At 72.9% G+C, this 12,641-nt stretch carries 12 protein-coding genes; 7 read left to right on the top strand and 5 right to left on the bottom strand.

Going from position 1 to position 12,641, the window contains the following annotated elements; genetic code table 11:
• Positions 1-7: 7 nt before the first annotated feature.
• Both ACSQ2D_RS13330 and ACSQ2D_RS13325 read right to left on the bottom strand, forming a co-directional pair.
• Positions 8-955 (bottom strand): LysR family transcriptional regulator, encoded by a 948-nt coding sequence (locus ACSQ2D_RS13330; protein ID WP_435986424.1) that lies wholly within the window; start codon positions 953-955, stop codon positions 8-10.
• Positions 956-1,028: 73 nt separating this feature from the next.
• A complete protein-coding gene (locus ACSQ2D_RS13325) occupies positions 1,029-2,222 on the bottom strand; it encodes an acetyl-CoA acetyltransferase (protein ID WP_435986423.1) in 1,194 nt (397 codons plus the stop codon).
• A 118-nt stretch (positions 2,223-2,340) separates the two neighbouring features.
• Here ACSQ2D_RS13325 and ACSQ2D_RS13320 point away from each other — a divergent pair, with 118 nt between their 5' ends.
• From ACSQ2D_RS13320 to ACSQ2D_RS13310, 3 genes are read left to right on the top strand one after another with little or no spacing between them, the layout of a single operon-like run.
• A complete protein-coding gene (locus tag ACSQ2D_RS13320) occupies positions 2,341-3,894 on the top strand; it encodes an AMP-binding protein (protein WP_435986422.1) in 1,554 nt (517 codons plus the stop codon).
• Positions 3,895-3,898: 4 nt separating this feature from the next.
• Positions 3,899-4,861, top strand: coding sequence for a Sir2 family NAD-dependent protein deacetylase (locus ACSQ2D_RS13315; protein ID WP_435986421.1), 963 nt, complete (start codon positions 3,899-3,901; stop codon positions 4,859-4,861).
• The gene (locus ACSQ2D_RS13310) at positions 4,845-5,888 is read left to right on the top strand and encodes a phosphotransferase (RefSeq protein ID WP_435986420.1); all 1,044 of its coding nucleotides are present in this window, start codon (positions 4,845-4,847) and stop codon (positions 5,886-5,888) included. Before ACSQ2D_RS13315 ends, ACSQ2D_RS13310 begins: the two co-directional genes overlap by 17 nt.
• A gap of 3 nt (positions 5,889-5,891) precedes the next feature.
• Here ACSQ2D_RS13310 and ACSQ2D_RS13305 read toward each other — a convergent pair whose 3' ends face one another.
• Both ACSQ2D_RS13305 and lexA read right to left on the bottom strand, forming a co-directional pair.
• Positions 5,892-6,803 carry a hypothetical protein gene (locus tag ACSQ2D_RS13305; protein ID WP_435986419.1) on the bottom strand — a complete coding sequence of 304 codons (912 nt, stop codon included), beginning with the start codon at positions 6,801-6,803 and terminating at the stop codon, positions 5,892-5,894.
• A 132-nt stretch (positions 6,804-6,935) separates the two neighbouring features.
• Complete coding sequence (gene lexA / locus ACSQ2D_RS13300) at positions 6,936-7,661, bottom strand: transcriptional repressor LexA (RefSeq protein ID WP_435986418.1); 726 nt, start codon at positions 7,659-7,661, stop codon at positions 6,936-6,938.
• Between the two features lie 228 nt (positions 7,662-7,889).
• Between lexA and ACSQ2D_RS13295 the strand changes: the two genes are divergently transcribed.
• From ACSQ2D_RS13295 to ACSQ2D_RS13280, 4 genes are all read left to right on the top strand, one after another.
• Positions 7,890-8,303, top strand: coding sequence for a LysM peptidoglycan-binding domain-containing protein (locus ACSQ2D_RS13295; protein ID WP_435986417.1), 414 nt, complete (start codon positions 7,890-7,892; stop codon positions 8,301-8,303).
• Between the two features lie 327 nt (positions 8,304-8,630).
• Entirely contained in the window at positions 8,631-8,930 is a 300-nt protein-coding gene (locus ACSQ2D_RS13290; protein ID WP_435986416.1) for a hypothetical protein, read from the top strand.
• A 53-nt stretch (positions 8,931-8,983) separates the two neighbouring features.
• Positions 8,984-10,729 carry an alpha/beta hydrolase gene (locus ACSQ2D_RS13285; RefSeq protein ID WP_435986415.1) on the top strand — a complete coding sequence of 582 codons (1,746 nt, stop codon included), beginning with the start codon at positions 8,984-8,986 and terminating at the stop codon, positions 10,727-10,729.
• On the top strand, positions 10,726-11,421 hold the full coding sequence (locus ACSQ2D_RS13280) for a hypothetical protein (RefSeq protein WP_435986414.1): 696 nt from the start codon (positions 10,726-10,728) through the stop codon (positions 11,419-11,421). Before ACSQ2D_RS13285 ends, ACSQ2D_RS13280 begins: the two co-directional genes overlap by 4 nt.
• On the opposite strand, the gene ACSQ2D_RS13275 is transcribed toward ACSQ2D_RS13280, so the two are convergent.
• Entirely contained in the window at positions 11,318-12,595 is a 1,278-nt protein-coding gene (locus ACSQ2D_RS13275; RefSeq protein ID WP_435986413.1) for a sensor histidine kinase, read from the bottom strand. The two genes, ACSQ2D_RS13280 and ACSQ2D_RS13275, sit on opposite strands and share 104 nt — an antisense overlap.
• Between the last annotated feature and the right edge of the window lie 46 nt (positions 12,596-12,641).

Here is a 12,641-nt window from a genome sequence, read left to right as displayed (position 1 = left end):
TCGGCCCTCAGGCCTTGGCGCCGACGAGCTCGGCGGTGGAGACGAGCGGGTCGGCCCCGGCCGCCTCGCAGAGCGCGTCGAGCGCAGCGGCGACGGCGGGGACGCGCTGCAGGTCGGGCGTGGTCACGGCGAGGATCTGCCGGCGCGACGCGGGGGAGAGGGGAAGGGTCGCGACCTCGTCGTGCTTGGCCGCGTTGAGGATGAGGTCGGGCACGAGGGCCACGCCGAGCCCAGCCGTGACGAGCCCGAGCTGGGCGACGTAGTCCTCGGTCTCGAAGGCGACGTTGGGGCGGAAGCCGGCGGTGTCGGCGAGCGACAGGAGGTGGCCGCGACAGCGGGGGCAGCCGGCGATCCACTCCTCGTCCGAGAAGTCGGCGAGCGAGGCGGCCGCGTCGCCGGCGTGCGGGTGCGTGCCGGGGACGACGAGACGCACCTCGTCGTCCATGAGCCGGCGCGTCACGAGGAGCGAGAGGTCCTCCTCGAGCTCGCCGAGGTCGCCTCCCTCGTAGGCGAAGGCGACCGCGACGTCGCAGTCGCCGTTGCGCAGGGCCGCGAGCGACTCGGGCGGCTCGGCCTCGGTGAAGGTGACGGTGATGTCGGGGTGGCGGGCCTTGAGGATCGCGAGCGTGCGGGGCACGAGGGTCGCCGACGAGCTGGGGAAGGCCTGGAGGCGGACGCGTCCCGCGCGCAGGCCGGCGATCGCGGTGATCTCCTCCTCGGCCGCGTCGAGGGCGGCGAGGACGCCGACGGCGTGGCGCGCGAGCACCTGACCGGCCTCGGTGAGGCGGACCTGGCGGCCGTAGCGCTCGACGAGGACGGTCCCGGTGCGCTGCTCGAGGCGCCGGACCATCTGCGAGATGGCCGGTTGCGTGAAGCCCAGCGCGTTGGCGGCGCTCGTGAAGCTTCCCTCGTCGGCAATCGCCTTCATGACCCGCAGGCCGGCAGCATCGATCATGCCCTGATCATAACCGATGATTATGGAAAGAGTGAGAATCTGTGGGCCACGTCGCTGAAAGGGAGCAGGCGGGTCAGGCCCGCACCGACTCGAGGACGCTGACGTAGTTGGCCACGGCGAGCCCGCCCATGTTGTGGACCGCGGCCCTCCTCGCGCCCGCGACCTGCATCTCGCCGGCCGTGCCCGAGAGCTGCATCGCGGCGAGCACGTGCTGGGACACCCCGGTCGCACCGACGGGATGCCCCTTCGACTTGAGCCCGCCCGAGAGGTTGACGGGCATGCGGCCACCGCGCGCCACCGTCCCCTCCTCGAGGAGGCGGGCGCCCTCGCCCGGGGCTGCGAGGCCGATGGCCTCGTAGAGGACGAGCTCGGCGATCGTGAAGCAGTCGTGCAGCTCGACGAGGTCGAGGTCGTCGGGCGACGTGGCGCCGGCCATGCCCATGGCGCGCTGCCACGCGGCGACGGTCCCGGCGAACGCGAGCGGGTCGCGCTTCGAGGAGGGCAGGAAGTCGTTGGCGTGGCCGAAGCCGGCGAGGCGCACCGGGTCGACGCGTCCGCTGGTCGGTGCGGTCGACAGCACGAGCGCCGCCGCGCCGTCGGAGACCGGCGAGCAGTCGGTGCGGCGCAGCGGATCCGCCACGACCGGGTTGCGGTCCGACACCGTCCGGCAGAAGTCCTCGCCGAGGTCCTTGCGCAGCTGCGCGTAGGGGTTGAGGACACCGTGCCGGTGGTTCTTCGCGGCGATCGCACCGAGCGTGTCCCCGACGGGGCCGTGGCGCTTCTCGTAGTGCCGGGCCACGTCGGCGAAGAGACCCGCGAACCCCGTCGTCGACGAGGTGCCGGCCAGCTCGTAGTCGGCGCCGAGGAGGGCGGCACCGACGACGTCCGCGGGCGCCTGCGTCATCTTCTCGGCTCCGATGACGAGGACGGTGCGCGCCGTACCGGCGAGGAGCGACTTGACCCCCTGGTGGACGGCGGCCGAGCCCGACGCGCAGGCGTTCTCGACACGCGTGGCGGGCACGTTGGCGAGGTCGTCGCTGACCTGGAGCGCGAGGGACGACGCGAAGCCGAGCGGCCACATCCCGGAGTTGAAGGTCCCGAGCACGACCTCGTCGACCTGGCCCGGCTCGACCCCGGCGCACTCGAGCGCCTCCGCCGCGGCACGGACGACGAGGCTCTCCAGGGACTCGTCGTCGAGCCGGCCGAAGGGAGTGTGTCCCCATCCCGTGAGGAGGACGTCGGTGCCGAAGGCGTCTCGCAGGCTCATGCGGCTCACGCTAACGAGGACCCGGTCGCGGGTCGTGGGGCGAGGGGCCACACGAGGCGGCTCGTGATGTCGTCCCGTCACACCCGGTGTCGGGCGCTCGGGTGGTTGTCTGGCCGCCATGGTCGATGACGACGTGACGCGCTGGGTGCTGCCGCTCGCGCTCGAGGAACGAGCCGCCGAGCTCGGCGACCGCGAGCTCGTGCACGTCCTCGGGGAGGGGTCGCTGTCGTATGCCGTCGCGGCCCGTGACGCCCGAAGGGTGGCCTCGCGACTCGCGGCCGTCGGGGTGGGCCGCGGTGACGCGGTCGCGGTGCTCCTGCCCAGCGGACTCGACTTCGTCCGCGTCTGGCTGGGGCTCGGTCGCCTCGGTGCGGTCATCGTGCCGATCAACACCGCCCTCGAGGGTGCCTTCCTCTCGCACCAGCTCATCGACTACGGGGCACGTTTCGTCGTGGCCGACGACGAGCGCGCCCGCGCCGTCCGCGAAGCGCTGGGCCGGGACGCCGCACTGCGGTCCGTCGATCTCGCGAACTGGCAGGCCGAGCCGGAGTGGGACGGGCCGCTGCCGCGCGCCGCCGACACGGCGTGCGTCATGTACACGTCCGGCACGACCGGCCCCTCGAAGGGGGTCGTCATGCCCCACGCCCACTGCGTCCTCTTCGGGGTGGGCAGCATCGAGGGGCTGGGGCTGACCGACGTCGACCGCTACTACGTGACGATGCCGCTCTTCCACGCCAACGGGCTCTTCATGCAGCTCGGGGCGACGATCCTCGCCGGTGCCAGCGCGGTCCTGCGCCCACGCTTCAGCGCGAGTGCCTGGGCGCATGACGTGCGCGAGCACCGGTGCACGGTGTCCAACCTGCTCGGCTCGATGACGGAGTTCGTCATGGCCCGGCCTCGGCGCGACGACGATCGCGAGCTGGGCCTGCGTGTCGTGTGCCCCGTCCCCAACCCGCCCGCGCACGAGACGCAGTGGCGCGAACGGTTCGGCGTGCGTGAGGTCGTGTCGGCATACGGCATGACGGAGGTCAACATCCCCCTCTACGGCCGGCTGGGGCAGTCACGTCCGGGCAGCGCAGGGCTGGTGCTCGACCGGTGGTTCGAGGTCGAGGTCCGCGATCCCCGGACCGACGTGGCGCTGCCGCGCGGGACGGTCGGGGAGATCATGGTCCGTCCGCGGGTGCCCTTCGGCTTCATGGCCGGCTACCGGGGTCTGCCCGAGGCGACGCTCGAGGCCTGGCGCAGCTTCTGGTTCCACACGGGCGACTCGGGCGTCATGGACGAGGACGGGTGGGTGACGTTCGTCGACCGCACCAAGGACTGCATCCGACGGCGCGGCGAGAACATCTCCTCGTTCGAGGTCGAGGCGGCCGTCGCGTCGATGGACGACGTCGCCGAGGTCGCCGCCTACGCGGTGCCGTCGCGGCCGGTCGGCACCGAGGACGAGGTCATGCTCGCGATCGTCCCGGCGCCGGGGGTCGCGATCGACTGCGCCGAGCTCGTGCAACGGCTCGACGCCGTGCTGCCGCGCTTCGCCCGGCCTCGCTACGTCGACCTCGTCGAGGAGCTGCCGCGGACTCCCACGGCCAAGGTGCGCAAGGCCGAGCTGCGACGTCGCGCGGTCACGTCGACGACGTGGGACCGGGAGGCCGCGTCGTCCGACGTAGGCTGACCGGGTGCAGCAGCCGGACCGCATACCCCCGCAGACGACGGCCGCGGCGGTCACCACGGCGACCACCCGGCTGTCCACGTCGCGCACCCTTCCGCTCCAGACGCACGACCTCGGCAGCTTCGACGACCTCGTCGACCTCGTCAGCGGCGGAGGGGTCGTCGTGCTCTCCGGCGCGGGGCTCTCGACCGACTCGGGCATCCCCGACTACCGCGGACCCGACGGGACACGTCGCGTCGAGCCGATGACGTACGGCGAGTTCGCCGGGTCGAGCGACGCCCGCCGGCGCTACTGGGCCCGCAGCTACATCGGCTGGCAACGGTTCAACGCCGCCGCTCCCAACGAGGGCCACCGCGTCGTCACCGACCTCCAGCGCGCGGGCTACGTCGGGCCGATCATCACCCAGAACGTCGACGGCCTGCACCAGGCGTCGGGCGCCACCGACGTCATCGAGCTGCACGGGTCGCTCGAGCGCGCGGTCTGCCTCACATGCGGTGAGTACACCTCCCGAATCGGCTTGCACGAGAGGATGACCGAGGCCAACCCCGGTTTCATGGACCGCTTCGCCGAGGCGGCGCACGCGGTGGGCTCGCAGTGGGGGGAGCAGGTGCGTCCCGACGGAGACATCGTGCTCGCCGACGCGCTCGTCGAGTCCTTCCACGCCCCGCGCTGCCTCGTCTGCGGCCACGACACCGTCAAGCCCGACGTCGTCTTCTTCGGCGAGTCGGTGCCCAAGGCGGTGGTGGAGCACTGCTTCTCGCTCGTCGAGGGTGCCGGCGCCGTCCTCGTCCTCGGGTCGTCGCTGTCGGTCATGAGCGGCTACCGCTTCGTCCGTCGCGCGCACCAGCGCGATGTGCCCGTCGCGATCGTCACCCGCTCGGCGACGCGCGGCGACGCCGAGGCCACCCTGCGCCTCCACGCGCCTCTCGGCACGACCCTGACGGAGCTGCGTGATGCTCTCGGGCACTGAGCTGCCTTGGTATGCCGCCCTCCCGGAGTCCGGGCCCGGGCCGTCCGTCCGCTGGACCTCGGCCGCGTTCGAGGGCGAGCTGCGCGACTGGGTCGGTGGGGTCCTGGGCGGTCTCGGCGCCGACCTCGTGTCGCTCGAGGCGGTGCACCAGCGTCCGTGGTCGACGGTGTGGCGCGCAGCCGCGTCGGACGGCGCCACCTACTGGGCCAAGCAGAACTGCGACCACCAGTCGTTCGAGGCGGCGCTGCTCGTCGTGCTCGACCGGCTCTCGCCCCGCCGGGTCGTCCCGGTCGTCGCGGTCGACCTCGAGCGGGGTCTGCACCTCGTCCCCGACCAGGGTCCCGTCCTCGCCGAGACGGTCGACGACGACGACGTCGATGCCTGGTGCCGAGTCGCCGCAGAGGCGATGCGCCTCCAACGTGACCTCGTCGGCCACGGGTCAGACCTCGTCGCTGCGGGCGTCACGAGCTTGTGCCCGGCCGAGGCGGCGGCGTACGTCGAGGCGCGGGTCGCGTCCCTGACGGGGCTGCCCACGGACGACCCGCGCCGCATGTCCGGCGACGTCGCGCACCGGTTGCGCGCCCTGCTCCCCGCGGTCACGGCGTGGGCCGAGGACGTCCAGGCCCTCGGCCTGCCCGAGAGCCTCGTGCACAACGACCTCCACGCCAGCAACGTCTTCGCGACGGCGGACGGGATGCGCTTCTTCGACTTCGGCGACGCCCTGCTCGCGCACCCGCTCTCGGCGCTCTTCGTCCCGCTCAACGTGCTGCTCCACCGCTTCGAGACGACCCCCGACGATCCCCGGCTGCGGCGGGTGGGGGACGCCGCGCTCGAGGTCTGGGGCGACGTCGTCCCGGCCGGTGAGCTGCGGGCGGCGCTGCCGTCCGCGCTGCGGCTCGGTCGGCTCGGCCGGGCCGAGTCGTGGCTACGGGTCACCGCGACGCTGACGCCGGCCGAGGCCGTCGAGCACGGCGATGCAGGCACCTGGTGGCTCGGTGCCCTGGGCGACGAACCGCCTTTGTCCTGAGGGCTACTCGGCCACCGACCGAGCCGACCGCGCCTCGGTGCCGTCGGCCTCGCGCAGGTCCCAGAGCTCCTTGGTCTGCACGCCCCAGTACGCCGCGAAGAGCACGATGATGATGACCTCGGCGATGAGGACGAGGTGGTCGAAGCCGCTCACCGTCAGGGCCGTCAGCACCGTCACCCCGAGGGCGACGGCCAGGGCGACCGCGATGGCGATGTAGATGCGCTTGTAGGCGGTCCCGCTCGCCCCCGCGGCCCCGGCTGCGCCCCGGTGCCGCTCCTCGGCCCTCAGCGCGCTGAGGACCATGACCGCGATGACCCCGGCCACCATGGTGCCCGCGGCGATGCCGTGGCTCAGCGCGATGAAGCGGTCGCGCAGCACGAGGAAGAGGGTCAGCTCACCGAGCAGGACCGCACCGCACACGACGGAGACGACCACCGAGCGCACCGTGGGCCGCTCGGACGGGTCGCGCGTCATCGCGCCCCGCTTGAGCCAGGCGGCCACGAGGGCCGCGAGCACCGCCACGACGACGAGCGACCAGATGTTGTTGCGCACGGCCGCCGCGATCTCGGTCGGGGTCTGGGTGTACGCGTTCGGCCCGCACCGTCCGTCCGGCACCGTCGGCACCATGGCGACGACGAACGCCATGAAGCCCGAGAAGTTGAGCAGCACGTCCTCCTCGGGCGAATGGCCCTTGTAGGCGATGAGGCTGGCCCCGAGCGCGCAGAGCGAGCCGACGAAGACGGTCCGCGCCGGCGTGTAGTAGTACGCGCTGATCGAGCCGAGCCAGCACGAGTGGTCGGTCTCCCACCACCACTGGTAGCCGACCGAGAGCAGCAGCAAGAGCAGCAGCGCGATCATCGCGCCGCGCAGGTAGCGGTAGGTGAGGACGACGTCGCGGGTGCGGCCAGGTGCCATGGCGGTCTCCTTCGCAGGGCTCACGGCTCAGAGTCTGTCGCCGCCTCACCCGATACGCTTCCCGGGACGCGACGATGCCGTCGGCGCGGAGGGCGCCGACGGCATCCGTCGTCGGTGGGGGAGCGGGCGCTGTCAGAGCCGGCGCAGGACCGCCGTCACCTTGCCGAGGATCGTCGCGTGGTCGCCGTCGATGGGCGAGAAGTCGGGGTTGTGCGGCATGAGCCACACGTGCCCGTCGGTGCGCTTGAACGTCTTGACCGTGGCCTCGTTGTCGAGCATCGCGGCCACGACGTCGCCGTTCTCGGCGTGCTGCTGCTGGCGCACGACGACCCAGTCACCGTCGCAGATCGCGGCCTCGACCATCGAGTCGCCGTTGACCTTGAGGAGGAAGAGGTCGCCCTCGCCGACGAGCTGCTTGGGCAGCGGGAAGACGTCCTCGACGACCTCCTCGGCCGTGATCGGCACACCGGCCGCGATCTGGCCGAGCACCGGCACGTACGACGCCTCGGGGCGGGCATCGCCCGAGTCGGTCTCCGTGTCGTAGTGGTCGCCGCGCGGACGCGGCGCGGTGGCGTCGCCCCCGCGGTAGCCGAGCTCCTCGGCCTTCGCGTCGGGCGAGACGACCTCGAGGGCCCGCGGCCGGTTCGGGTCGCGGCGCAGGTAGCCCTTGGCGACGAGGGCGTTGAGCTGGTGCGAGACGCTCGAGGGGCTGGCGAGGCCGACGGCGTCGCCGATCTCGCGCATGCTCGGCGGGTAGCCGCGCCGGTCGACGGAGTTGCGGATGACCTCGAGCACCCGCCGCTGGCGGACGGTGAGACCGTCGCCGGTCTCGCGATCGGGAAGCTCGGTCACGCCCATGGTGTCCCCTTCGTCGGCTCGTCAGACCGCGTCGTGACGCTGGGTGTGGGGCCAGTGTCAGTGGTGGCTGGTGAGGTCTGTGGTGTGAGGAAAGACTACGCAGTTCGAACACAGTTGCCAAACACCTGTTCGATGCGTGTCTCGACTTCGTCGAACATACGTGCTACAACTCGTACAGACGTTCTATCGAACATGTGTTCGCCAGTTCAGGAGCAAGGGGAGGTCACCATGAGCGCCATCGTCCTCGAGGCCGTTCGTCAGCCGCACACCGAGGAGCCCGCGCGGTCGCAGTCGACCGGCCGGCCTCGCCTCGTCCTCGTCCCCACCGGGCCCGAGGCCGCGCGTGCGGCCCGTGCCGCGAGGCCGCCGATGCGCCTGACGCGATTCGGCCGCCTCGTCGTCACGCTCCTCGTCGCGGGCGTCGTCTCCGTCCTCGGGGTCGGCCTGGCGGGCCAGCTCGCGTCGGCCACGGGCGAGCCACGCACGATCACGGTCCAGTCCGGCCAGACCCTGTCGGGCATCGCCGCCCGCGAGCTGCCCGAGCTGACCACGGCCGAGGGCGTCGTCGAGCTCCAGATCGCCAACGCCCTCAGCACCACAGCGATCCACAGCGGCCAGCAGCTCGTCGTCCCGGGTCGCTGACCCGTCCAGCCCGTCCAGCCCGTCCAGAGCCCGTCCCGTGTCGTCTGCCGTGTGCTCGGCTGCGCCGGTCCCGGCCCTCCTGATCCGCCGCGTTGGCTCCACCTTCAGCGGCTGGCGGTAGCGGCGCTTCGACCCCGCCGTTCCTGCCCCGGACGCCGCACCCCTGACCGGGGGTGCGGCGTCCTGCTGTCCCGACCCCTGGTCGTGGCGCCGTCCTTGTGGCGCAAGGTCGCCCGCGCGACCGGGCTCGACCGCGGTCCTGTGGATGACGGGCTCCCGCCGTCCCGGGCCCGGCCTAGCGTTGCTGCCTCGGGAAGGGAGCAGGGGATGCGCTACGACGTGGACACCGACGCGCTGCGCGACGACGCCACCTCGATCGGTGAGGTGCTGGCGCGGGTGCAACGGCTGGAGATCGCCGCCGAGCTGCGGCCGTTGGGCGCGGCGGTGCCCGGGGGCCGTGTCGCCTCGGGCCTCGGTCAGGTGGCGGCGGCCTGGGAGGCGCGGCTGGCCGGGATGCGCTGGGAGCTGCGCGAGCTGGGTCGCTGCCTCGCCGCCGCGGCCGACACCTATGACGCGGTCGAGCAGGCGGCGCGTCTGGCCGTGCGGTCGCCCGGTGGCGCCCGATGAGCGCGGGGAGCCCGGGGAGCCTGGGCGGGACCGGTTCGAACGCGTCGCTGATCATGACGGTCGGTGACCTGCGCGCCTGCCGGCCGCAGTCCCTGGTCGAGCTGAGTCGGCGTCTCGAGGAGCGCCGGTGCCGGGTGCTCGGTCTGGCCGAGCTCGTGCTCTGGCGTCGCTCGGCTGCTGCCCGGTGGTCCGGTGCCGCCTCGTCGGCAGCAGTCGACCGCTACGGTCTCGTCGTCGCCGGGCTCGGGAGGCTCGCGGGGAGCATCGCCGCGACGGGTCACGCCGTCGGACACGCCGCGTCACGCCTCCAGTCCGCGCTCGACCTCGTCGGTCGCGCCGACCGGCGGGCCGCCGACGAGGGTGCCTGGGTCGACGGTGAGGGTCGCCTCTTCCTGCCGGTGCGCGCCTCGCTCGGAGACCCTGCGGGCGAGGCGCACCGGGCCCGGCTCGACGAGCTGCTGAGGGTGGAGGTGCACGCCTGCCTGTCGCAGGCCCGACGATCGGCGTTCGAGACCGACGACGAGCTGTGGCGGGCACTGCTGACCGCGGCTCGTGGCTCTACCGCGCCGCCGGGGACCGCTGCCCATGTGGTCCCGGCGTCGCTGCCACCCCCACCGGCGGCGCAGTCGGCGGCCGGTGGACCCGGCGGCCAGGTGTTCGCCTCCGCCGCCTGGTGGCGGTCCCTGACCGACGAGGAGCGGCGCCGCGTCGTCCGCGATCGTCCGGAGTGGGTGGGTCCCCGCGACGGGGTGCCCGCCGCCGCTCGCCACGAGGCCAACCTCACCCTGCTGGCCCGAGCGGAGCAGGCCGCCCGGGCCCGTGCTCGTGAGGCGCAGGCTGGGGCGTCCGTGAGCAATGCCGCCGAGCGCACCCGCTCGGCCGAGCACGTCGCGGCCCTGCAGGCGGTGCGCGACGTGCTGTCACGGCGCGACGGCGGACAGCGGCGCCTGCTCCTCGTCGACGCGACCGGGCCCGACGTCAAGGCGGTCGTCGCGGTCGGCGACGTCGACCGGGCCGAGCACGTCGTCACCTTCGTCGGTGGGCTCTCGACCATGGTCGGCGCCGACCTGCGTCGTTACGACGAGACCTTCGTGCGGATGCGCTCGGAGGCCCGCGAGGTGGCGCGCGGCGAGGACGTCGCGGTCGTGACGTGGATGGGCTACGACGCGCCGCAGGTCCACGAGATCGTCACCTCCGTCGACCGGAACGTCCTCAGCGCCAAGCTCGCCCGCGACAACGCCGGTGCCTTGTCCGACTTCGTCACCGGCGTCGAGGCGGCTCGGGAACGACCGGCCCACCAGACGGTCTGGGCCCACTCCTACGGCGGGACCCTGGCCGGCTACGCCGCGCTGCGCACGAGCGCTGTCGACGACGTCGCGGTCTTCGGTGTGCCGGGTCTGCCGTTCAGCGACGTCGCCCGCACGGCTCTCAAGCCCGGGTCCCTCAACGTCCTCGGCGCGGTGGGAGACGACGTCTTCAGCTACGGCTGGCTGGTGCACGGCACGTCGGCGGCTGACGTCTCCGGCGCGACCCGGCTCTCGACCTTCGCCCTGAAGCTGTCCGGGACGGGGTGCAACCACTGGCTCCACTCGCGATCCGACTTCGTCGACACGGGCCGCACCTCGGGAGGCCACTCCGACTACCTCCGGGCCGGCACCGACAGTGCGCGCAACCTCGTCGCCGTCGCGGCGGGTCGTCCCGACCTGCGGGTGCTCCAGGGCGCCGACGAACGAGCGTGCACGACGACCGGCCCGAGTCTGGGGACCGACCCGATGCGCTGGCCGAGGCTCCTCCCGTGAGGACCGTCGCCGACGGCCCGACCCGCGACCTCGAGGCGCTGGCTGTCGCGGTCCGCCGAGACCGCCTCGTCCTCTGGGCGTGCGGGTGGCTCGTCGCGCTCCAGGCGCTGCCCTACGTCGCGGTGGGCTGGGTCATCGACGGCGGGACCGCTGCCGGAGACGGCGCCCTGTACGCGCTCTCGCCCCGCGCACTGCTGGGCGTCGTCGGCTTCGGGGTCGTCCTCGCCGTCGCACTGTCCCGGCCGGGGTTGCGGCCACGGGTCGGCCCTAGAGCTGCCGCCGGCGGCGGCGCAGAGGGTCCGCTCCTGGCGTCGCGCGGGTCGGGGACGGCCCGGACGACGAGGTCGGTGCTGCCGCGACTGCGGTGGGCGGCTCTCGCGTCCATCGGTGGGGCCGCGGCCCACGCGGGGGCCGTACTGCTCGACGACGCCGCACGCTCGGGGGCGTTCGCCGTCGGCGACGCCCTCGACGACGGATCCGCGGTCTGGGCCTACGTCGCCACGGTCCTGCACGTGCTCCTCATGGACGTGCGGGCCCCCTTGGCCGTCGTGGTCGCGCTCGTCGTGCTCACCCGGGCGCGCCGTCCGGTCAGTCCGCGCGGGTGCCGTCCGGCTGGTCCTGACCGTCCTGGCCCGGCAGCTCCGCCGGGAGCTCGAACCACACGTCGGTCCCAGGGCCGTCCACCGAGCTGATCCCGATCGACCCGCCGTGGGCCTCGATGATGCGCTTGACCGTGGCCAGGCCGATGCCGCTGCCGTCGACGGAGGTCTCGACCCGGTTGAAGAGACCGAAGACGCGGTCACGGTCGGCGGCCGAGATGCCGATCCCGTGGTCACGCACCGAGACACGCCATGAACCGTCGACCCGCGTCGACGAGATCTCGACGAGGGGAGCGACACCGGGCCGGGCGTACTTCACGGCGTTGGACACGAGGTTGAGCAGCACCGAGTAGAGCTGCTGCCCGTCCGCGGGCAGCGTCGGGAGGGCGCCGGCCGTGACGGTGGCCGACCGGGCGCTGAGCGTCGGGGCGAGGTCCTCGAGCACCGAGGAGAGGACGCCGTCGAGATCGGTGTCGCTGCGGTGCAGCTCGGCCCCGACCCTGGCGTGGGCAAGGATCTGCTCGATCATGCCGGCCATGCGTGTCGCGGAACGGAAGGCCGTGGCGACGAGACGCTCGGACCACTCGTCCGCAGCCACCGCCGGCTGCTGGCCCAGCATCTCGGTGCTCGCCATGATCGCGGTGAGCGGGGTGCGCAGGTCGTGGCTCACCTGTCCGGCAAAGACCGAGAGGGCCTCGTTGGAGCGGTGGAGCTCGTCCCTCGTCTCGGTGAGGGTGGCGAGCGAGTCCTCGAGCTCCCGGGTGCGCAGGCGCAGCTCGAGGACGTCGACGACGCGCTCGGCGATGGCGACGAGTGCCTCTTCCTGGGACTCGTCGAGCTCACGGGGCTGGGAGTCGAAGACGCAGAGGCGACCGATGATGACGCCGTCCGGTGTGGTCAGTGGTGCTGACGCGTAGAAGCGGACGGTGCCGAGGATGCCTGTCACGAAAGGGTTCTCGCGGAACCTGGCGTCGAGGCTGGCGTCCGGGACGACGACCCGGTCGGTGTGCTCGAGCACGGCGGCGCACATCGAGTCCTCGCGGGCACAGATCGAGGCGGCGAAGCCGGTGGTGGCGATCTGCTGCTGGTGCGTCGCGGTGATGAGGTTGATCGCCGCCCGGGGGACGGCGCACACCTGTGCCGCGATGTCGACCAGGGCCTGCAGCTCGCGCTCGGGCGCGTTGCCGAGCACGTCGTAGCCCGCCAACGCGTCCTCGCGTCGCTGGGCGGGGTCGAGGACGTCTGGTGATGATGTCCGGTTTGTCACGATAGGCAGACTCTGTCATGGAGGCGCTCGAGGGCAAGAACCCACC

It is taken from the genome of Terrabacter sp. LjRoot27 (genome assembly GCF_964254175.1).
Taxonomy (GTDB): Bacteria; Actinomycetota; Actinomycetes; order Actinomycetales; family Dermatophilaceae; genus Terrabacter.
The sequence above is the reverse complement of the archived record's forward strand: the minus strand, read 5'-3'. Positions and strand labels throughout refer to the sequence as shown.